Origin of the sequence: Haladaptatus sp. DYF46 (assembly GCF_021083305.1) — an archaeon.
Classification (GTDB): Archaea; Halobacteriota; Halobacteria; order Halobacteriales; family Haladaptataceae; genus Haladaptatus.
Genome location: NZ_JAJFAY010000010.1, coordinates 22858 through 43091, shown reverse-complemented (window position 1 = coordinate 43091; position 20234 = coordinate 22858). Strand labels below are relative to the sequence as shown.

20 protein-coding genes and 1 tRNA gene are annotated in these 20234 nt (G+C 51.3%); 10 read left to right on the top strand and 11 right to left on the bottom strand.

Features of this window, described 5'->3' with window-relative positions; all coding sequences use genetic code 11:
* Window positions 1-18 precede the first annotated feature (18 nt).
* The 3 genes from LJF34_RS26145 to LJF34_RS26135 form a co-directional block, all read right to left on the bottom strand.
* Window positions 19-225 carry a hypothetical protein gene (locus tag LJF34_RS26145; RefSeq protein ID WP_231189170.1) on the bottom strand — a complete coding sequence of 69 codons (207 nt, stop codon included), beginning with the start codon at window positions 223-225 and terminating at the stop codon, window positions 19-21.
* Between the two features lie 54 nt (window positions 226-279).
* Window positions 280-1524 carry an inorganic phosphate transporter gene (locus LJF34_RS26140; protein WP_231189169.1) on the bottom strand — a complete coding sequence of 415 codons (1245 nt, stop codon included), beginning with the start codon at window positions 1522-1524 and terminating at the stop codon, window positions 280-282.
* A gap of 210 nt (window positions 1525-1734) precedes the next feature.
* Entirely contained in the window at window positions 1735-2724 is a 990-nt protein-coding gene (locus LJF34_RS26135; RefSeq protein ID WP_231189168.1) for a bifunctional oligoribonuclease/PAP phosphatase NrnA, read from the bottom strand.
* 269 nt (window positions 2725-2993) lie between these two features.
* Between LJF34_RS26135 and LJF34_RS26130 the strand changes: the two genes are divergently transcribed.
* The 5 genes from LJF34_RS26130 (at window position 2994) to LJF34_RS26110 (ending at window position 8085) form a co-directional block, all read left to right on the top strand.
* Window positions 2994-3425, top strand: coding sequence for an Hsp20/alpha crystallin family protein (locus LJF34_RS26130; RefSeq protein ID WP_231189163.1), 432 nt, complete (start codon window positions 2994-2996; stop codon window positions 3423-3425).
* 19 nt (window positions 3426-3444) lie between these two features.
* Complete coding sequence (locus tag LJF34_RS26125; protein WP_231189160.1) at window positions 3445-5703, top strand: CDC48 family AAA ATPase; 2259 nt, start codon at window positions 3445-3447, stop codon at window positions 5701-5703.
* A gap of 111 nt (window positions 5704-5814) precedes the next feature.
* Complete coding sequence (locus LJF34_RS26120) at window positions 5815-6057, top strand: amphi-Trp domain-containing protein (RefSeq protein ID WP_342765911.1); 243 nt, start codon at window positions 5815-5817, stop codon at window positions 6055-6057.
* A gap of 55 nt (window positions 6058-6112) precedes the next feature.
* Window positions 6113-7159 (top strand): YihY/virulence factor BrkB family protein, encoded by a 1047-nt coding sequence (locus tag LJF34_RS26115; RefSeq protein ID WP_231189157.1) that lies wholly within the window; start codon window positions 6113-6115, stop codon window positions 7157-7159.
* A gap of 47 nt (window positions 7160-7206) precedes the next feature.
* Complete coding sequence (locus LJF34_RS26110; protein ID WP_231189155.1) at window positions 7207-8085, top strand: mechanosensitive ion channel family protein; 879 nt, start codon at window positions 7207-7209, stop codon at window positions 8083-8085.
* 311 nt (window positions 8086-8396) lie between these two features.
* Here the strand turns inward: LJF34_RS26110 and LJF34_RS26105 are convergent, their stop codons facing one another.
* Together LJF34_RS26105 and LJF34_RS26100 are read right to left on the bottom strand one after the other, a co-directional pair.
* Complete coding sequence (locus tag LJF34_RS26105) at window positions 8397-8780, bottom strand: SWIM zinc finger family protein (protein WP_231189152.1); 384 nt, start codon at window positions 8778-8780, stop codon at window positions 8397-8399.
* Between the two features lie 170 nt (window positions 8781-8950).
* Window positions 8951-9136, bottom strand: coding sequence for a hypothetical protein (locus LJF34_RS26100; RefSeq protein ID WP_231189145.1), 186 nt, complete (start codon window positions 9134-9136; stop codon window positions 8951-8953).
* 347 nt (window positions 9137-9483) lie between these two features.
* Here LJF34_RS26100 and LJF34_RS26095 point away from each other — a divergent pair, with 347 nt between their 5' ends.
* The 4 genes from LJF34_RS26095 to LJF34_RS26080 all read left to right on the top strand — a co-directional run bounded on the left by LJF34_RS26095 (window position 9484) and on the right by LJF34_RS26080 (window position 14184).
* Window positions 9484-11211 (top strand): propanediol/glycerol family dehydratase large subunit, encoded by a 1728-nt coding sequence (locus LJF34_RS26095; RefSeq protein WP_303646690.1) that lies wholly within the window; start codon window positions 9484-9486, stop codon window positions 11209-11211.
* An 11-nt stretch (window positions 11212-11222) separates the two neighbouring features.
* Window positions 11223-11798, top strand: coding sequence for a propanediol/glycerol family dehydratase medium subunit (locus tag LJF34_RS26090; RefSeq protein WP_255666504.1), 576 nt, complete (start codon window positions 11223-11225; stop codon window positions 11796-11798).
* 15 nt (window positions 11799-11813) lie between these two features.
* Entirely contained in the window at window positions 11814-12230 is a 417-nt protein-coding gene (locus tag LJF34_RS26085; RefSeq protein ID WP_231189143.1) for a diol dehydratase small subunit, read from the top strand.
* A 64-nt stretch (window positions 12231-12294) separates the two neighbouring features.
* Window positions 12295-14184, top strand: a complete 1890-nt coding sequence (locus LJF34_RS26080; RefSeq protein WP_231189141.1) for a diol dehydratase reactivase subunit alpha — start codon at window positions 12295-12297, stop codon at window positions 14182-14184.
* A gap of 364 nt (window positions 14185-14548) precedes the next feature.
* Here the strand turns inward: LJF34_RS26080 and LJF34_RS26075 are convergent, their stop codons facing one another.
* The 5 genes from LJF34_RS26075 to LJF34_RS26055 form a co-directional block, all read right to left on the bottom strand.
* Entirely contained in the window at window positions 14549-14956 is a 408-nt protein-coding gene (locus LJF34_RS26075) for a heme-binding protein (RefSeq protein ID WP_231189139.1), read from the bottom strand.
* A 354-nt stretch (window positions 14957-15310) separates the two neighbouring features.
* The gene (locus tag LJF34_RS26070) at window positions 15311-15523 is read right to left on the bottom strand and encodes a winged helix-turn-helix domain-containing protein (protein ID WP_231189137.1); all 213 of its coding nucleotides are present in this window, start codon (window positions 15521-15523) and stop codon (window positions 15311-15313) included.
* 144 nt (window positions 15524-15667) lie between these two features.
* Window positions 15668-15752: transfer RNA gene (locus LJF34_RS26065), tRNA-Leu, on the bottom strand.
* A gap of 102 nt (window positions 15753-15854) precedes the next feature.
* Window positions 15855-17564 carry a hypothetical protein gene (locus LJF34_RS26060; protein WP_231189135.1) on the bottom strand — a complete coding sequence of 570 codons (1710 nt, stop codon included), beginning with the start codon at window positions 17562-17564 and terminating at the stop codon, window positions 15855-15857.
* A 472-nt stretch (window positions 17565-18036) separates the two neighbouring features.
* Entirely contained in the window at window positions 18037-18381 is a 345-nt protein-coding gene (locus tag LJF34_RS26055; RefSeq protein WP_231189133.1) for a transcriptional regulator, read from the bottom strand.
* Between the two features lie 236 nt (window positions 18382-18617).
* Here LJF34_RS26055 and LJF34_RS26050 point away from each other — a divergent pair, with 236 nt between their 5' ends.
* Window positions 18618-19166 (top strand): bacterio-opsin activator domain-containing protein, encoded by a 549-nt coding sequence (locus tag LJF34_RS26050; protein WP_231189132.1) that lies wholly within the window; start codon window positions 18618-18620, stop codon window positions 19164-19166.
* A gap of 246 nt (window positions 19167-19412) precedes the next feature.
* Here LJF34_RS26050 and LJF34_RS26045 read toward each other — a convergent pair whose 3' ends face one another.
* On the bottom strand, window positions 19413-20234 hold the full coding sequence (locus LJF34_RS26045) for an IS5 family transposase (RefSeq protein ID WP_231189130.1): 822 nt from the start codon (window positions 20232-20234) through the stop codon (window positions 19413-19415).

Sequence of the window (20234 nt, the reverse complement as noted above, 5' to 3'; positions counted from 1 at the left end):
CAGCGTCAGAATCCGTTGTTAGTTCGGTAGTTCTTTCCGTCCGGTTCTCACGCATGGCCAGCACGGGAAGCCATTGAGACCAGCGCAGTCGCAGTCTTCGGGTTTGGTCTCGTCGTCCTCGGACGGGAAAGCGTCGAGTGTGCCGTCATCAGTCGCGGTTTCGACGGCGGCCATGTGTTTGCAGAAGGCGTTACGATGGATGTGATGCGGACCGGTGCAGGCCATCAGTTCTTTCGTGACGTCGTCGATATTGTTTACGCGAGATCAGTCAAACCACGTTCACAGCAAAAATGCAAATACCGGATAGGAGGCAACAACTGCTAGCGAGGGCGTCAACACCCACATTGTAACGATACGTTTGGCCGCCGCCGAGTCGAACAGGCTCCGCTGGTCGAGATCCGCCGGCCCCTCCGCACCAACGTCCGGCACGTCTGGCAGTTCCTCCGGCTTTTCCGCCGGTTCCTCGTGACGGGCAATATCACCGATCGTTGGGCTTGCAGGCATATCCTCGGCGCGGGAAGTGACCAGCGCTCCTGTCGCAACCTCTAAATCCGGATGTTCCCGTTCCGGCGTCGCAAACTCCACGAGTGTTGCTGCTCGGCTTGCCCGACCCCATCCAAGTCCAATAATCGCCGATGTCGTACTTACTGCGAGACTCGCCGGGATTCCGAAGTAGGACAGAATCGTGATGATAGTGCCACCGACTATGGAGACAATCAGTGAAGCGAGAATTGGTAACTCCGTAATATCATCTCCTACCGTCTCTAGCGTGCGACGGGCGATAGTGAAGCTGCCTAGACCGAAGGCTACGACCGCGAGCAGGACACCCTGATTGACGGTGAGCGACCCCCCTTCGCTGACGAGCGGAGCCACAGCGTTCGCTGCGTTTGACGCCCCCGCCGAAAACGCCATGTAACACGCAATGACAACCACCGAGAGTGATCCAAGAATGTCCTGCCGTGTTGCGTTCGGATTCAGGTAGAGTCGAGGAATCGTCCCAGATCGGTCGACTTGGATGAAGTGGAGATCAAACTTTGTGAACGCGACATAGCGATCCAGATACGGGTAGATGTAACGTCCAACCACGATTCCGATGCAGAGGCTGATCAGCGGCGCGACGATCCATGCTGAGACAATAGTAAACATCAGTGCCTGATTGAGTGTGTTCGACGCAAGGCCCAGCCCAACGATGGCGCCAACGGCTGTCATTGAGGTTGAGGCTGGAACGCCGTAGAGATTCGAAATAAGGAGTGACGCGCCGGTGAAAAACAAGACGGCGACGCTCGCAGCAGGCGTGAATTGGGTTGCTGGTACGATACTGCTGCTCATCGTCGCGATGACGTTCCGACCGACGGTCCATGCTCCGAGAAAGCCAAAGCCAACGAACAGGGCTGCTGCGGTTGCCTTCCGAAGGAGACGTGAACCAACTGCTGGGCCGAACGCCACACCCGTCGATGAGCCACCAATATTGAACCCAACGAATACGGCGACGGCTACCCCGGCGACAGTTAGCACTGATACCATTGGTTTCTCTCTAAATCAACGTTGCTTGCACCTATATAAAATCCCTGAAGCCATCTCCGAGATGATTCTGAGCAACCTGTTTCCATCCCCTGTCCTATGCCTTAGTCCTTTTTCGCTCATATTCTAAGGTCTGCTCATTTTAAGCGTGAGGGTACATACCCTGTCCTTAACATTTGACCTCCGACTAGCGACGAGAATACGCACTATCGGTCATCTAAAATCTGCGAGTTCGCGGAATAGTCGATTCGTGATAAGTGAGGTTGCAATCTTAATTATCTCATCATAGTCTTCGTCGTCTTTGGGGAAAGGGACACACCCGCCAGCCATTTGGTGATGACCTCCTAGGCTCCCCATCGAGCCAAATGTTTGGTCAAGCAATTCTCCGACGTTGGTAGCTGGGTCGGCCGACCGTGCACTAAACTGAACCTCATCGTTGATGACGCCGAAAACGACTGCAATATCGATTCCTTGGAGGTTCAACAGAAAATCAGCTGCCTGTGGAAGGGCGTCTCGCTCAGTGGTCTCTCCAGCAAAAGAGATCAAGGAGGACTGCTGGATTTTGCGATTTTCAATTGCCTCACTCAGTGCATCGATCGTCTCTGGCGTATACGGGACATTCAACAGGTTTGTAAAAAGGGCTTGATCGATAAACGGATGGAGATACTCTGCTGCAGCATATTCTTGGGCCGACACTTTGCGTGTAAACCCAAGTGTATCGGAGCGAATGCCGATCAACAGTGCGGTTGCAAGATCACTTTCGGGAATGATCTGAAGATCGTGTAGATATTCAACCAAAATTGTCGCGGTCGAACCTACGTTCACACGCCGGTCGATAACATCGGCTGTTACATGCGTTGCTGGATGATGATCGAGAACGATATCGATGTCAGCAGTCGATGGGACATCATTGTTCTCGCCAGGAACCGAATGGTCGACGAATGCTACACTATCGTGTTTCTCTAGCAGTTCGTTTTCAAAGTTCGCTAATGGGATATCGAGATGATTGACGAGAGCTCGATTTTGTTGGTGGGAGATTCCACCATTGTATGCAATAGTAATCGTTTCAACTCCAGCGTACTCTCCAATTCGTTTGAGCGCAAGTGCACTCGCAAGGTAGTCAGGATCCGGATTGTTATGGCAAACGATAAGCAGTGATTCCTGATTCTGCAGATGATCAACGACTTGCTGTGCACGAGTCACAATAAGAATAATTCAACTACACGTGTATGAATCTATAGGCTAGTTGGGGGTTGAGCAATAACACAACGATAGTATCCTCTTAAATAGGATACTTCCAGAGTGATTCCGTTCATGCCTTCCTTTTCTCAAATGTGGCGGCTCAGAGTCTCTTGTACAGGAATTATTATGTGGATTGCTATCATGGCCCTCGATACATTTTTATAGAAGTTCAAACAATCATAATATGTTGTAAAATGCGTCAACCAAATTCATTCACTCAACTAGAAAAGATGATCGAACAGATGCATCGATCAATGATTGGGGACGGCACCTTTGGAACCAACTACCAGCAGAAACTGAGTTCCGAGACGAATCACGCCTCTATGCGGGAGTTCTCGATAAACCTTACTGCTGAGCCAGTGGAGAGTGGTTACATCGTTACTGCTGACCTGCCTGGCTTCGAAAAGGATGAAATCAACCTCCGTTTCGAGGATGATATTCTCACGATACGTGGTACTCAGAATCGTTCAGAGGAATCACCTAAAGATGTGGGGTCGTCCGCATACGGTCAGCAGCGTCACGTCTACGAGCGACTCCGCATTCCGGTAGCGATCGATAAGGATGCGATCTCTGCGAGCTATCGAAATGGTGTCCTCGAAGTGCATCTCCCGTCCAGTGATGATTCGGACGCCGATGATAACTCCCGAATAGAGATACAATAACCACCCTTTCACGACACCAATGAAACTCACAGTAAAACCATTACACAAGAAAGACGCGGGTCGCGGGCTTGCCGTGATCAATCGAACAATCATGGACGAACTCGATGTCCAGAGTGGTGACTATGTCCTTCTCGCTGGCCCACAAGGTGCCAGTACCATCGCCCGGGTGTGGCCCGGCTATACGGGATCCCAAGATCAAAATGTGATCCGCATTGATGGAGAGTTCCGCAATGCAGTGAACGTCGGCATCGATGGACAAGTAGCAGTTGAACGTGCCGACGTCAGGTCGGCAGACAATGTCACGATTGTACTTCCACAGTCTCTTCGCATTCGGGGCAATGTGGGCAAGCTCATTCGGAATCGGCTCTCTGGACAAGTCGTACAGGAAGGACAAACAGTTCGTATCTCATTGGGTATCGGGTCACTGTTTGCTGGCTCGAATCAAACGATTCCCCTACAGATTGCCAGTACCGATCCCACTGGACCGGTCGTCATCACCGATGCAACGACTGTCGAGGTGGGCGAGCAAGCAACAGAACATCTGCCAACAGAGACAAACGAAGGAGTAGAATCTAGCGCGCCGATGGTGACGTACGAGGACATTGGTGGGCTCGAAGACGAACTTGAACAGGTTCGCGAGATGATCGAGCTCCCGATGCGCCACCCGGAGTTGTTCCAACAGCTTGGCGTCGAACCACCGAGAGGAGTACTTCTCCATGGTCCGCCTGGGACGGGCAAAACTCTCATCGCAAAAGCCGTTGCCAACGAAATAGACGCCCACTTCCAGACGATCTCCGGGCCAGAGATCATGTCGAAGTATTATGGCGAGAGTGAAGAACAACTCCGCGACGTGTTCGAAGAGGCTGAGGAAAACACACCCGCAATCGTCTTCCTCGATGAACTAGACTCGATTGCGCCCAAGCGTGGAGAGACGAGCGGTGACGTCGAGAGACGAGTGGTCGCACAGCTTCTCTCATTGATGGATGGCCTCGAAACACGAGGGCAAGTGACTGTCATCGGTGCAACAAACCGTGTCGATGCAATCGACCCGGCGCTCCGCCGGGGCGGCCGATTCGATCGTGAAATCGAGATCGGTGTCCCCGACAAGGACGGACGAACGCAGATCCTCCACGTCCACACGCGTGGAATGCCCATCGCCGAAGAGATTGACCTCGATGAGTACGCTGAGAAAACACATGGGTTCGTTGGCGCCGATATTGCCTCGCTCACGAAAGAAGCGGCGATGGCTGCCCTTCGACGTGTCCGTCCGCAGATCGACCTTGCCGCTGATGAAATTGATGCTGAGTTCCTCGAGACACTCGAAGTCACCGAGAAAGACTTCCGACAGGCGTTCCACGGCATCGAGCCTTCGGCACTCCGGGAAGTATTCGTGGAAGTGCCCGATGTGACGTGGCAGGACGTCGGCGGTCTGGAGGACACAAAAGAGCGCCTCCGCGAGACAATTCAGTGGCCGCTTGCCTATCCCGAGGTATTCGACGAGCTTGATCTAACCACGCCAAAAGGAATCCTTCTCTATGGGCCACCAGGAACCGGAAAAACGCTGTTAGCAAAGGCAGTTGCCAACGAGTCAGAGAGCAATTTCATCTCAGTCAAAGGCCCGGAGCTCCTGAGCAAATGGGTTGGTGAATCTGAGAAAGGTGTCCGCGAAGTCTTCAGTAAGGCACGTGAGAATGCGCCCACTATTGTGTTCTTCGACGAACTCGATTCCATCGCGGGGGAACGTGGGCAGCAAACGGGCGATTCAGGGGTCTCTGAACGCGTTGTCTCTCAGTTGTTGACCGAGCTCGATGGCCTGGAAACTCTTGAGGATGTCGTCGTTATCGCGACAACCAATCGTCCAGATCTCATTGACGATGCACTCGTCCGACCAGGACGGCTTGATCGGCACATTCATGTGCCAGTTCCGGACGAAGAAGGGCGAGAGGCAATCTTCTCGGTGCACACCCGCGACAAGCCATTAGCTGGCGATGTCGACTTAGAGTGGCTTGCTGCAGAAACGGAGGACTATGTCGGTGCCGATATTGAGGCAGTCGTACGTGAGGCAACGATGACAGCCGCACGGGAGCTCATTATCAGCAGTTCACCGGAAGAGCTTGAAGAGATGATCGGGACAGTCCGGATTACGAAAGAGCACTTCGAAAATGCGTTCGTCGAAGTCCCTCCAAGCGTTACTGCGCGTATGAGAGATCGATATGCAGAGATTGAGCATCGCAGTAAGCGATCAGAACCCGAAAATGGGAGGTCTGAGGCAGAATAGCCAGTGGATACTCGGACCACCTTTGTTTGACTTTTTCAGGCGCTAAAACGACAATGAGCAACCGAACTCATTGCCCAAAACACCTATCCGACATGTTTGAGATAGCTATCAGTGATATCTGAAAAAATACTCAATGAGGAGAAGCTCTCACGAGAAAAAGTCGCTGATCGATTGCAAGCAATTGCACATGAACTTCGAGAAGGTGGAAACTCCAACATCGATGTCGGCAATAAAACGGTGACGCTCTCACCAGCGGACTCTGTCGGGTATGAAATCGGCACTCGAGAATCGTCATCCGTCCTCCGTGGGAGTCGCGAATCGGTGACCATCAAGCTGGACTGGAAACCCGAATAGGACGGTAATCGTGTCTCGTTGGTAGAACCCGAAGATCAAACCACCGTTATCGATTATGTCGTTATCAGTTCAGAACGGTATCACAGTCGCTCAGTCGGTTCGAACAGAAATACAGGAAAAGCGGGTAACGTTTCTCGCTGGGAGTATCGCATACCATGCATTCATCTCTCTTCTACCTCTGCTTCTGCTTGCATTTTTAGCATTTGCAGCCATTGGGAGCACCAACTTACAAACCCAAGTAATCAACTTTGCAGATTCCCTTTCTCCCGCGATCGGTGATCTCGCAGAAACAACCCTCGAAAGTGAACAGGGGCGAGCAAGCGCTTCGATCGTCGGGATTGTAACGCTCACATGGGGGGCATTGAAGCTCTTCCGGGGATTGCATACTGCCTTCTCCGAGATCTATGCAGCTGAAACAGATGGATCCATTCTCGACCAGATACGTGACGGGCTCATCGTCCTGTTCGCGATTGGGTTTGCGGTGATTGCGACGATCGTTGCAGGCACACTGCTCGCCCTCTTTCCTGCAGTTCCATTCATCGAATTGCTCAACCCGATCGTGTTGATCGTGGCACTCGTCATCGCATTTTTCCCGATGTATTATCTCTTTCCTGGCGTTGAAACCACGCCCCGTGGAGTTTTGCCTGGAACAGTATTTGCGGCCGTGGGATGGACAGCGCTTCAGGGCTTGTTTCAAATCTATGTCCAGGTGGTTGGTTCGAGTGCCTCGGGTGTTCTCGGTGCAGTTCTTCTTTTGGTTACATGGCTCTATTTCAGTCGGTTAGTATTGCTCATTGGGGCAGTGCTGAATGCCGTCCTTTCACACCGAACGGCAACGGCAGATGAACAGATAGAAACACGACAACGGTCACTCAGCCATGATGAAGCTGCTCGGTATGTTCGCCTCGTTCGCGAACGAGTGTTCGGGCGATATGAGCGAATGGAACCGATAGAAGTTCCAGCCGATGAATCGTTCTTGACCTCGATTACAAAGCGACCTGCTACAGTCGAGCTGATTGAAGAGATATCGAAAACGGACGAGGGCACACAATACGAAATTCGAGTGCGGTGGAACGAAACCAGCGATGAGAATGAGGACTAATCTGGGAAAACGTTCATAAAACGGCTCTTCGATTTTCGATTTGACCCATGGTACTGAATTTTGGACTGGACAGCGGTTCAATGGTCCCGTTGCAAACGGGTAACACACTCACAACCTCATCCGTAGTTAGCAATTACGTGATCCCCGCCGCACTGTTCCTTGTAACACTCGTCGTGGTATACCTGATCGGGCGGAGCGTCCTCATTCCACTGCTTACACGAGTATTGAAAGAGCAAGGGCACGATCCAGCTGTTCGAAGTTTGGCCGAGAATGTGGCAGGAATCCTTGTTTGGGTACTCGCTATCGCTCTTGCGTTCACAGTCGCGGGCTTTGGCGGTGTTATTGCCGCATTCGGTGTCTTCGCGGGTGCAATCGTTCTCGCTATCGGGTTTGCCGCACAAGAACTCCTTGGTAACTTCGTTGCTGGAATTTTTATTCTCAAAGACCGTCCGTTCACGATCGGCGATTGGATCGAGTGGAGCGATGGCGAAGGACAAGTCGAGGATATCGATTTGCGTGTAACTCGAGTGCGGACGTTCGATAATGAGCGGATTACCGTTCCGAACGGTGATTTGGCGAATGATGCAGTGAAGAATCCAGTTGCCTATGATAAACTTCGGCAGAAATTCGTCTTCGGAATCGGCTACGATGACGATATTGATCACGCGAAAGATGTGATTCTCGACGAAGCCCGGCAACACGAAGAAATTCTTGCAGATCCAGCCCCCGATATTCGGGTGACTGAACTCGCTGACTCGTATGTTGGATTGCAAACTCGCTTTTGGATCGGTGAGCCTGGGCGAGGGAACTTTACGCGTATTCGATCAGAGCTAGTACAAGCGGTCAAAGAGCGACTTGATGCCGAGGCAATCGACATGCCCTATCCGGTTCGAACGCTTGAAGGGTCGATCGAACTCTCGGAGTAGCGTGCGACGAACAAAGGTCGATTTTTGAACAGTAAAGGTGAGTCTGACATCGTCACCAAATGGCTTGGGTCCGGCGCAATCGTCTTTACAGTGATCGTCGTCCCATTGGTTGTACTGGCTATCTTGGCTATCGGAGCCGTATTGGATTTCATCGGAGGCGCAATCGGTGGTTGGTTAGCTACGTAGGTCGGCAATCGAAACGCGTTACACCCTGCGTCGTAGGGTGACTTATAGATCAACCGTCACGTTACCTGTCCGCTTCCTTTTCGAGAAAGAGATTGATGTAAAGTAGGTGAAAACAGAAGCGGTGGTTAGTTCGGCAGTTCTTTTCGTCCCGTTCTCACACATGGCCAGCACGGGAAGTCACCGAGGCCCTCACAGTCGCAGTCTTCTAGTTCGGCTTCGTCTTCGGACGGGAAGGCGTTGAGCGTCCCGTCGTCGGTTGCGTTTTCGACGGCGGCCATGTGCTTGCAGAAGGCGTTGCGGTGGACGTGGTGCGGGCAGGTGCAGGCCATCAGTTCGTTGGTCACATCGTCGATGGAGACGGTGTATTGGTGGTCTGCGAGGTTCTCGTGGCTCTCGTTGGTGACTTCGATGAGTCCGGGGGCATCGACGTCGAAGGAAAACTGTTCGGCCTGTGCGCGTTGCTGTGCCGTCTCGCCAGCTTCAAGTTCACTAGGCGGTTTCGTACTCATGGTCTTCTAGCCGTGGCAATTTGGAAGACCAGTGCCGGGTGTTGGCGCACCCGGCGCGTTTCTAAACACGCCCGAGGCCACCGTTCTTCCTACCATATCCCACATGGGATATGGTATTAAAGATTTCGGTATCCTACGTAGGATCTGGTATTAAGTAGATGGATGCAATACTATGGGCTATGACTGAAAACGAGAGTGAGCGCGATGAGCAGGGACGATTTGCGGAGAAAGCGAGTGATGACGATCTTCTTCGAGTGATTCGTGAGTCCGAGTTTCCAGCGGTGACTGCTCGGTGGGTTGCAGATACAGTCGAGATGGAGCGGCGGCCAGTACATCAGCGGCTCGAGGAACTTCATGAGCGAGGTGAGTTGGAACGTGGGAAGTTGAGTCCACGGGTGGTTATTTGGTGGATTCCAACGGGATAGGGAAACTAGTGAATCATCCTAGCTTCAAACAATTCTTTCAATATCATTGACTTGCTGATTTAGCTCATTATCTTCGCACTTTCTATTGGTTTGGCTAACATCGGAGCATCACATCTCGTACTTCGGAAAGGATGGGGGGAGGTATAGATGTAATCGACTATAGGACAGAACCTATAAGATTGAATATTATGACCCAATCAAATTTGTTGTTTTGAAAACAAGCTTGGATTATTTAATGATAAAATAGGAAAAATCTATGTGGGGGCCAATCGCATGGTATGCTGTTTCAAAGCATGAATGAGAGAGAGGAGGGTGAAGTCGAGATTGCAGACACAAATCAGCACAAAAGGTCGAATCGGTTCAAATCACTCGATGAAAAGCCGGTGAATCAAGACGGGTTCGCAAAAGAGTGGCCAGAAGAGGGACTAATCGCAATGGATAGTCCCAATGATCCAGACCCTAGTGTGACTGTTAAAGAGGGAGAGATCATCGAGATGGATGGAAAGCAGCGAGAAGACTTCGATTTTATCGATTTCTTCATTGCCGACTACGCCATCAATGTGGAGAAAGCCGAAGAAGCACTCGCTATTGATTCAGTTGAGCTTGCTCAGCGACTCGTGGATATTAACATCCCACGTGAAGACATCATTGAGCTTACGACTGCAATGACTCCAGCAAAACTGGCTGAAGTAGTGAACCAGATGAACACACTGGAGATGATGATGGCATTGCAGAAAATGCGTGCTCGAAAAACGCCAGGCAATCAAGGCCACTGTACGAGTGTTAAAGATCACCCTGTGCAAATCGCAGCAGACGCTGCCGAGGCGGCTCTCCGAGGATTCGATGAAATTGAAACCACGGTAGGAGTTGCTCGATATGCACCGTTTAACGCACTCGCTCAGCAGCTCGGAAGCCAAGCTGGACGTGGAGGGGTACTTACCCAGTGTGCTGTTGAGGAGGCGACCGAACTGGAATTAGGGATGAAAGGCCTGACGACGTACGCTGAAACGGTCTCTGTCTATGGGACAGAATCAGTCTTCAAAGACGGAGACGATACCCCATGGTCGAAGGCGTTTCTCGCCTCGGGGTATGCTTCCCGTGGATTGAAGATGCGGTTTACGTCTGGTTCCGGTTCAGAAGTGAATATGGGACAAGCGGAAGGAAAATCGATGGTTTATCTCGAATCACGTTGTGTTCTCGTGACAAAGGGATGTGGTGTCCAAGGGTTGCAAAACGGTGGAATTAGCTGTATCGCAATCCCATCCGCTGTGCCATCAGGGATTCGAGGCGTCCTTGCAGAGAATCTGATTACGACCATGGTGGATTTAGAGGTCGCATCAGGAAATGACCAGACGTTCTCCCATTCGCATAAACGCCAGATGGCACGGACGTTCCCGCAATTAGTAGCTGGAACAGATCTCATCTTCTCTGGATATAGCACCATGCCGAACTATGACGATATGTTCGCCGGATCGAACTTCGACTCATACGACTATGATGACTACAACGTTGTGCAACGGGACCTCAAGGTTGATGGGGGACTGAAGCCGATCGCAGAAGAGGATGCGATTGCAGTACGGAATACTGCCGCACGAGCTATTCAAGTGGTATTCCGAGAACTGGGCTTCCCACAAATCACCGACAAAGAAGTTGAAGCTGCGACGTACGGAGATGGGAGCGATGATATGCCGGACAGAGACCAAGCTGCGGATCTGAAAGCTGCAGAAGAATTGATGGAAGGAGATATCACTGGCTTAGACATCGTAGAAATCCTTGCCGATCATGGTTTTGACGATTTGGCGGAAAATATGTTAAACATGCTTAAGCAACGGATCTCCGGGGATTATCTCCATACTTCTGCGGTCATTGATGGGGAATTCAACGTAACCAGCGGTGTAAACGACAGAAATGACTATCAGGGCCCTGGAACCGGCTATCGCATGAGTGAGGAACGCTGGGAGGAGATCAAAGACATTCGACATGCGTTCGATCCAGAAGAAGTCTGATCATTGTGACAATGAGTACTGAAACCAAAACCAGTCGACGAAAGCTTCGACTTGAAGAGAAAGGAAGTGCCGAAAAGGGAAGTGAAAGTGACGAAGTCGTAATCGCGATCAGTCCAGCCTTCGGCGAGACTCAAACCTCAACGATCGTGGATATTCCGCTTGCAGATGTGCTTCGTGAGACGATGGCCGGAATCGAAGAGGAAGGTCTCAAATCACGACTTGTCCGGTTTATCGATACTGCCGACCTGGGTAATCTCGGGAATCGAGGCGCAAAGTTGAGCGGGTCAGGGATCAGTGTCGGTATCCAGTCGAAGGGAACGGCATTGATTCATCAGGCGGATTTGCTTCCGCTTAGTAATCTCGAATTATTCCCGCAGGCACCGCTTTTAGATCGCGAGAAATTCAGAGCCATCGGAAAAAATGCAGCAAAGTACGCAAAAGGGGAAAATCCGTCACCTGTTACGGTCGAAAACGACCCGATGGCTAGGCCGAAATATCAAGCACTCGCTGCAGTGCTCCACATCAAAGAGTCGAAATCAATTGACGAGACTCGAGAACCAGTCGAACTCGAAGCTCAGTTCGAATAATTACCATAACGATCCATGTCCAACAATAACAGCGCAGACGACCCAAGCGAGTATCCGCTCGGCAAGAATCCAGACCAGGTCGAAACACCGACTGGAAAAACGATGTCCGATGTAACGCTCGAGAGCTTAGCAGACGGCGATGTCGATGCAGCTGACATCCGCATTTCTGCAGAAACACTCGAAAAACAGGCAACGGTCGCAGAATCTGCTGGTCGTTCGCAGATGAAACAAAACTTCCAACGAGCGGCAGAATTGACTGAGATACCGGATGAGCGCATCTTAGAGATCTATAACGCACTTCGGCCAAGTGGAGCAGAGAAAGAGAAACTGTTGGATATTGCTGATGAACTTGAGGACGAATATGATGCACAGATCAACGCAGAACTCGTCCGTGAAGCTGCAGAAGTCTACGAAACACGTGGACTTTACTAAAGGATCCGTACGGTAGTTGGTACAGCCGTTTGTCCACCTTTCGCTACAGAACACGATACTACATATGAAATACATCGCAGGAATCGATATCGGGAATTCCAGCACCGAGGTTGGAATTATTCGACATGATCAGGAGTCGTGGCAATTCGTCGCGAGCAGCCTCTTTCAGACGACCGGTCTCAAAGGGACGACCGAAAACGTTCCAGGGATTATCCGAGCATTAGAACGCGGAGTAGAAAACGCCGGAATAGCGGTGAACGAACTTGATCTCCTCCTGTTGAATGAAGCAGCACCGGTAATCGGTGATGTTGCTATGGAGACGATTACTGAAACCATCATCACGGAATCGACGATGATTGGCCACGATCCATCGACACCTGGAGGCGTTGGAATCGGAACTGGAACCATTGTCGATATTATGGGGTCACAACAAACTCATTCGAAAGACGAGGATATCATTTTCCGTATCCCGAATGAGGTCGATTTCGCTGATGCGGCGGCCATTATCAACGAGTGGGTCGAGCAAGGATTCGACATCCAAGGGGCAATACTCCAGAAGGATGACGCCGTACTCGTTTCCAACCGCTGTGAGATCGATATCCCGATCATAGACGAGGTGACTGAAATCGGCGAAGTACCGCTCGGTCAACCCGCTGCCATCGAAGTCGCTTCATCAGGACAGACGATCGACACCCTCTCGAATCCCTACGGCATTGCGACTCTATTCGAGTTGACAGCAGAAGAAACACAGAAAATCATTCCGGTTGCACGGGCATTGGTTGGGAACAAATCTGGCGTCGTGATCAAAACACCGGAAGGGGATGTCGAAGAACGGAGCATCCCAGCAGGGTCACTTACTGTAATTGGTGAGGACGGGTCGAAGAGTACCGTCGATACTGAGAACGGAGCACACGCGATTCGAGAAGCTGTCAGTAGCCTACGACCACTCAAGGATGTCACTGGTGAATCCGGCACCAATATCGGAGGGATGCTGAACCGAGCCCGTACTGAAATGAGTGAAATCACGAATCAAGACCCAAACTCGATTCAGATTCGTGATATCCTTGCAGTGGATACGATCGTTCCTCAGGCAGTCAAGGGGGCAGTGGCTGGCGAATATCGGATGGAAAACGCTGTTGCGCTTGCCTCGATGGTCAAGACGAACCGGCTACCGATGGAACAGATCGCAGAAGAACTGGAACAAGAGCTTGCAGTTGACGTTCACATCCAAGGGATAGAGGCATCAATGGCAGTGCTTGGATCATTGACGACACCGGGGACGGATTTCCCTATTGCAATCCTCGATATTGGAGGCGGCTCTACCGATGCAGCATACATGAACGAGCACAAAGAGATCGAATCAATTCATCTCGCCGGGGCAGGTGATCTCGTTACCATGCTCATTGATTCCGAACTTGGGTTAGAGGATCGAAAAACTGCTGAAGAGATAAAGAAGCATCCAGCTGCGAAAGTAGAGACCCTCTTCAGTATCAGGCATGAAGACGGGACTGTTGATTTTCTGGAAACTGCTGTTGACCCTGAGCTCTTTGGAAAAGTCGTACTATTGAAGAACGATGGCGAGATGGAACCAATCAATTCGGATCATTCGCTGGAAGAGATCCGAACGACACGCCGAGAGGCAAAAGAAAAAGTGTTCGTGACGAATAGTGAACGGGCGCTTCGCCAGATTACCCCGTCGCTAAATATTCGCCATTTACCGTTTGTCGTGATGGTTGGCCGGTCGGCCCTCGATTTCGAGATCCCCGAGATGATCTCGGATACCTTAGCTGAATATGGCATCGTCTGTGGCAGTGGCAATATTCGAGAAGAACAGGGTCCGAGAAATGCCGTTGCCACTGGGCTTGTACTGTCCCATATCGATGGCGATTCTTTCCTTGATTTCGAACTACCAGATGAGCTTTCGACATATTACCGAGAAGGTGACGACAAGTGAGTAATTCTGCACCATCTCCCCAGCCACAGATTCAGGTATACTATCATGGTGAGCGATCCGACGTACTCGATTACGTGGAATATGGTATTGAGGAAGAAGGGGTTCCCTGGCACGTCGAGAGCATGCAGCGGGAGGACCTTCTCATGGTTGCACACGAGGCTGCCGACGATTCACGACTTGGTATCGGGGTTGCAATTAGAGACGGAAATTCCAGTCGAATTGTTCTCCAACATGAACGGCTACCAGCAAAACAACCGTTATTCGATTTGGCGTCGCCAACACTTGTGCAGGCTCGGCTTCTTGGAGCAAACAGCGCCCGGTTAGCAAAACGAACTCCGTTGAAGCAGATTATCGAATAGAGAACCTACGATTCAAATGCTTCAACACCGGCTTCAGCAACGGTTCGATCTTCTTCAACCGCTCCGCCACTCACTCCGACAGCACCAACAACATTGCCATTAGCGCGAAGAGGATATCCACCTCCAAAGATAACGATGCGGTCATCATTCGTCGAATGAATCCCGAAGAGAGACTCATTTGGTTGACCAGCATCCGCTAGTTCATGGGTCGGCATTTTCAGACTCACCGCTGAGTACGCTTTATTCTGGGCAATATCGATGCTTGCTAAGAGAGCATCATCCATTCTGCGAAAGGCAACCATGTTAGCGCCTTCATCGAAGACGGCGATACACATTGGTACCTCAATCTCTGTCGCTTTCTCTTCAGCAGCCGCGAGGATCGATTTTGCAACCTCCGTGCTTACGTTAGTCATTGTTCATCACAGACTCGTTATACGCTAACACAATTCAGAGTATAAGATTTATGTCGAAGATGGTACGGATGATGATATCCTGTGGGTGATTCGTGCGTCCGAGTTTCCGGCAGTGACCGCTCGATGGGTCGCAGATACAGTTGGAATGGAACGGCGGCCAGTGCATCAATGGCTCGAAGGGTTGTATATATGGGGTGAGTTAGAGGGTGGGAAATTGAGTCCGCGGATGGTTGTCTGGTGGATTGCAAAGCAATAGGTATCAATTAGCGATTGTGGTTCGCTTTCGTCTCTGATTTCAGCGTTGGTTTGAGCTGATTGTGGAGAGCCGTCGTCTCGCACGCCAATCCTGCGTGCTTAGTCGAAGGAAAGAGAGTAGTAGCGCTTTCGTGCATCAGCAAACGAGATGCGTGAGTTGACGAGATCGTGGTCCTCGAGTTGTGTGAGTGCGTAGCGAACCGTCCGGGCTGGGAGGCGGGTTCTATCGGCGATTTCAGCCTGTGTGAGTGAATCATCGTTGTATTCGAGTGTCTTTCCAACCAGTTTTGCACTTGGTGGAAGTTCAGCCATCACCTCTGTCGGTGTGTTTGTTTGTGAGTCAGCAGTATCATCTGACGTGGAGGCACCTTGTCGCATTAGTCACGGTATGTGACTAGTAACTCAAGGCACCGTTGCTATGACAGAGATATCTGTCGGGTTGAGTGGGGAAATGTATGCGGGGGATGGGATTCGAACCCATGGACGCCTCCGCGAGCGGGTCTTAAGCCCACCGCCGTTGGCCTGGCTTGGCAACCCTCGCCCGTCAGGCGATTACTCCGTTCAGAACACGTGAGTTACTAATTGTGGGAGTAATATAATAGGGTGATCGCTGGTAGATACAACAGTATATCCCGCGAGAACATTATCTCGGGAAATCTGGACGGAACTCACAGACAATTTGCCATTGTGATCCTACCCAGCTGGCACCTGTAGCAGGGAAGGACGACTCGCAGATCCCGATAAATGAAAGGGAACGTGTATTCTTCCCCTGCCAGACGAACGAGGCTGCATTCTCTGGTGGCGTCCCTGCTGGATGAGCTGGTGGTGACTCATCAGGCATGAATGCAGTGCAGGAAGAAGTGGCGATTTGTGTCGTGGAGGCGATCTGCGCGTGTTCTATGGTCCCATCTGTCGGTGCAAACGCGATTCGAAGGTGTCGTGGTTCAATCTTGGTTGGATGTCTGCGAACAACGCCGGTTTGAACCTGACTATTGGAGACATCAACACCAATCCAAAGCCAATGTCGATAATCAGCAGAGCTAGTATCAAGTGTGGTAGTGCACTGCATCACACGAATTGCAGCTGAGCCCCTCACACGCTTAAACTTCTCAGTTAGGTGAATGACGTCTGTTGTTGCTCCACTAAAACGATCTGCCGGAAGATCACGGAATTCAGCGGGCCAGTTGCCACCATAGTGTTTAAGCGCTGCTTGGATCTCTTCTAAGGCTTCTGTTCGGTCAAGCGATTTATCTGCCGTTCGAGAGTAGCGGAAATGATAGGGTTTTCGCCCATCCGCTACGGTGGTAGCAGTTGCCCCGACTGCAGCGGCTCCAGCTGCTGCACCACCACGGAGAATGTTACGTCGGGAGATCATTTGCTTACTACTCTCGGCCGAGGTGTGTTGTGACTCAAGGTCGTCGAGAATTTTACTCGCAATAACTATATCTCCGTTTTCATATTCAGGAGCTGCCGATGGGGCCTCGGCAGCTGCAACAGCAGTATCAACATCGTTGGCTACTTCAAAGCCAGATAAATCTTCTAGATGACGTGCAACTCCCACCTGCTCATCGGTAGCGGGGAAAACAACACATGTAGTACCGGCAACTGCAGCCTCCATTACAGTTGAGTATCCCGAGCAGACGACTGCATTGGCTGCACGGAGATATGGAAGAAGCGCAGGAACTGACTCCCATGATTCGGAACCAACATTAAGAACAGTTTTCCCACGGTCAACAAGTTGTTCAGCGACTGGATCGAGATTCGAGTAATGACTGGGTACAACAACAACGTCAATATCGTCGGGTACATCGACGTCTGGTCCCTCAAGAGCAACGGGAGGAACATGCGTGAAATCCGTCGTATCTAATGAGTCAGGCGTCCAGACACTCGGATAGAAGAATGTTCTGGCAGCTGCAGACTGAAATGAACAGTGAAAGTGAGCACCGAGTCGTTCAAGTCGGTCGTCATATACAGATGGTGTATCGTGTTTCAGAATATACTGTGGGACGCCAATCCGGACAGCAGCCATCGCAGCAAACATATCATCTGTAACGAGAGCATCTGGACCGATTTCGCGAAGCCAGCTCACGAGATCCGTGATACGACGAGCGCTGTTAAGCACGCTGCCTGTAAGGACATCACTAATGGTTCCTTCCTGATAATCAGTTATATAATCGACAACTGTTGGTTCATATGAGTCGTATCCATTCAGCGTGACATACTGTGACCCAGCTCCACCACCAGCGATATGAACGTCAGCACCAGCGGCATCGAGCGCGCGAGCAATCGCCACCATTCGTGTTGCGTGTCCGGCACCTTCGCAATAATGAACGATTGCTATTGTAGAGGGCATTAGCATAACATTCCTAATCTACAATAATATACCTTGTGTTGTATTGAAAAAACGCATCAACAATCACTTTCTGAGCTAACGAGCAATAGGAGAAGCCACTCAACGAGTATGGATAAGTTACGGTCGTCAGCGATCAATAATCTAAGGAAACAATCTAGAGTGGCAAAATGAGCAGTAATCAGGTTAGGAAGACAGACTAACCCTATAACTCAAATTGCTGATTTGACGGCCCTGTTGAAATCATCAGGGGATGATAGGTTTGCCACCATTGGCGGTACGTACAGGAAAAGTAGATACCGAATCTACATCAGATGCAACATTCAAGAGGTTCCACGAATTTCGGCCTTGTTGAACCGCTATTACTTAGACAGGAATCTGTGTATACCAGCTGTTTAGTACGCTTACGTATCCCAACGGTGATCGAGCGGTTCGACGATCACACGCATCCGGAGCGGAGCGTTCCTTGTCGGACTTAGATCCAGTCGTCGGGGAGTTCGTCGGCATGGTCGTCCATTAGTTTCAACAGCGGCCGAATTTCCTCGAATCGCGGGCCTCTTCGCAGCACGTTGGCCTCGCGGTCCCACTCGACGAGTCCCGCGTCCTCTAGTTTCGGGAGGTGGACGTGCCGCATCTGTGTTCTAAGGGTCGCCAGGTCGTCGTCTGCGATTGTGATCCCCTCTGGCAACTGGACGTCGTCGTCGTCCTGGGGATTGTGATCGAGCATCTCAACGAGCACGCGGCGACGATAGACGTCCGCCATGGTTTCCAACACTTCGTCGAGCGAGAGTAGTTCGCTGGATTCGGTGGAACGGACCATACAGATGAGTCTGAGACCTGCAACGGGATACGTTCGCGGTGGATTGTCGAACCGGGTACTTATATTGGAAAAAAAAAATTTCGAAGGGTATCGTAGCTTCTGGGCTACTTCGATGCTACACCAGCGCGTATGGTTGTCGTTGATGGGCGTGCACGTTCTCACGCCGAGTTCGGTTCGATGTCGAAGCCCCGGAAGCCAGCCACAGGTATACGTCTCTCCATCCCGTATCCCCGAATATGGACGCCGAACCGGACAGGTATTCGACTATCGCGGAAATCAGCATCGAGGCCGATGACATCGAGTTCGGACGCGTGCTATCGGGGGACTTCGAACTCGAACTCGAACGGATTATTCCGATGGGTTCGGGTGGCGTGATCCCGTTGATCTGGCTCAACAAGGGCGACCCTGACGCGTTCGAGACCAAAGTGCGCGAGTATGAAGGTACCGAGGAGATTCGCCAGCTGGTCGCTGTTGACGACCAGTTTCTCTACCAGGTGGAGTGGACCTCTGACATGAACGGCTTTCTCACCGCGCTCCAAGAGTCCGACGTCTATGTTCTGGAGGGGGAGTACGAGGACGACGTCTGGGAGTTCCGCCTGCGATTCATGGCCCGGGAAGACCTCGTCGAGTTCACCGAGCGCCTGACGGCGAACCTGATTCCAGTACGGCTCAAAGAATCTACCACCCAGGTCCGCCCGTGGCATCACCACCCATGTCGGAACGACAGAGTGAAACAGTCAAACGAGCGTACCGAGCTGGGTACTTTGAGGTGCCGCGCAAGATAACGATAGAGGAACTCGCCGAAGATGAGGGTATTAGCGACTCGGCGTACTCCAAGCGGCTGCGGAGCAGCCTCGAATCCGTCATCGAAGGGAGCCTATTCTCAGAGTTCGACTCCCATCACTGACTAGTGAGTGGCTCTGTCAAAATCTTATTAGTCATCGGGCTCGAACCTCAAAGTACTTTTTCACTGTCAGAACCCGTTCGGCGTCGCTGTTTCAGCCGACGAATACCCGCCCTATCTCTCCCGATTAGAGTATCTTATCGAGATTGTGGATGAGGCATACGACAGTGAGTTCTCGGAACTGCTTCCACCATTGTCGAGAGCGAACGAACGCACTGTATTTTCGTTTGAGTCGAGAGTTCACTGTTTCGCTCTGGCTCCGTTGGCCGTAGAGTTCGGCATCCAACCGAGCGTTCCACGCTTTCTGAAGTGAAGAAAACTCACGGTGTTTGATCAACGGACGAATCTCGTTCTCGCGGGCCATTACCCGAATCTGATGATCGTCATATCCCCTGTCTCCAAGAAGGACATCAACTTCTGCCGCGTTGCGGTTGATGAGTGATGGGGCGATCTGTGTATCATGCTTGCGGGTTGTTGTAACGTGGAGATCAAGGATAGCATTCGCTCTTGTATCAACTAACAACGTGACTTTCAACTGCTGGATCGTCAATTCTGCTCGTTTCGTGTAGTGTTTCGAGGCGTGACTGCGGTCAAATCCGGAGGCGTCAATACTGACGACACCGTTGGTCGGCAGGAGTGTAACCGAGAGGTTGAGAAGAACACGCCAGACAGCCATATCGAGCCGGTTGAACGCCTTACACAACGTTGAGGGAGACGGAAGTTCCTCAAGATCAATGGCGCTCCGAATCCGGGGCATTTCAATAAGTTCGTCGAGAAGCATACGATACGTCGTATTCTTCCGTACCTTGAGGCAGAGCAAGACGATGTGCTGGTGGAGCGTGTACCGCTTTTTTGAGAACTTCGAGGAGTAACGAGTGACAGCTCGCCGGGCTAAGTGAGTTGCTTGTTCGACGAACCGGAGTAACCGCGACTTCGGGAGGACCTGCAT

Excerpts from the sequence above, each read along its gene's own strand:
- LJF34_RS26145 (WP_231189170.1), bottom strand. The coding sequence starts at position 225 with ATGGCCTGCACCGGTCCGCATCACATCCATCGTAACGCCTTCTGCAAA.
- LJF34_RS26140 (WP_231189169.1), bottom strand. The coding sequence starts at position 1,524 with ATGGTATCAGTGCTAACTGTCGCCGGGGTAGCCGTCGCCGTATTCGTT.
- LJF34_RS26130 (WP_231189163.1), top strand. The coding sequence starts at position 2,994 with ATGATCGAACAGATGCATCGATCAATGATTGGGGACGGCACCTTTGGA.
- LJF34_RS26125 (WP_231189160.1), top strand. The coding sequence starts at position 3,445 with ATGAAACTCACAGTAAAACCATTACACAAGAAAGACGCGGGTCGCGGG.
- LJF34_RS26115 (WP_231189157.1), top strand. The coding sequence starts at position 6,113 with ATGTCGTTATCAGTTCAGAACGGTATCACAGTCGCTCAGTCGGTTCGA.
- LJF34_RS26110 (WP_231189155.1), top strand. The coding sequence starts at position 7,207 with ATGGTACTGAATTTTGGACTGGACAGCGGTTCAATGGTCCCGTTGCAA.
- LJF34_RS26105 (WP_231189152.1), bottom strand. The coding sequence starts at position 8,780 with ATGAGTACGAAACCGCCTAGTGAACTTGAAGCTGGCGAGACGGCACAG.
- LJF34_RS26100 (WP_231189145.1), bottom strand. The coding sequence starts at position 9,136 with ATGAAGTTCCTCGAGCCGCTGATGTACTGGCCGCCGCTCCATCTCGAC.
- LJF34_RS26095 (WP_303646690.1), top strand. The coding sequence starts at position 9,484 with ATGCTGTTTCAAAGCATGAATGAGAGAGAGGAGGGTGAAGTCGAGATT.
- LJF34_RS26090 (WP_255666504.1), top strand. The coding sequence starts at position 11,223 with ATGAGTACTGAAACCAAAACCAGTCGACGAAAGCTTCGACTTGAAGAG.
- LJF34_RS26085 (WP_231189143.1), top strand. The coding sequence starts at position 11,814 with ATGTCCAACAATAACAGCGCAGACGACCCAAGCGAGTATCCGCTCGGC.
- LJF34_RS26080 (WP_231189141.1), top strand. The coding sequence starts at position 12,295 with ATGAAATACATCGCAGGAATCGATATCGGGAATTCCAGCACCGAGGTT.
- LJF34_RS26075 (WP_231189139.1), bottom strand. The coding sequence starts at position 14,956 with ATGACTAACGTAAGCACGGAGGTTGCAAAATCGATCCTCGCGGCTGCT.
- LJF34_RS26070 (WP_231189137.1), bottom strand. The coding sequence starts at position 15,523 with ATGGCTGAACTTCCACCAAGTGCAAAACTGGTTGGAAAGACACTCGAA.
- LJF34_RS26060 (WP_231189135.1), bottom strand. The coding sequence starts at position 17,564 with ATGCCCTCTACAATAGCAATCGTTCATTATTGCGAAGGTGCCGGACAC.
- LJF34_RS26055 (WP_231189133.1), bottom strand. The coding sequence starts at position 18,381 with ATGGTCCGTTCCACCGAATCCAGCGAACTACTCTCGCTCGACGAAGTG.
- LJF34_RS26050 (WP_231189132.1), top strand. The coding sequence starts at position 18,618 with ATGGACGCCGAACCGGACAGGTATTCGACTATCGCGGAAATCAGCATC.
- LJF34_RS26045 (WP_231189130.1), bottom strand. The coding sequence starts at position 20,234 with ATGCAGGTCCTCCCGAAGTCGCGGTTACTCCGGTTCGTCGAACAAGCA.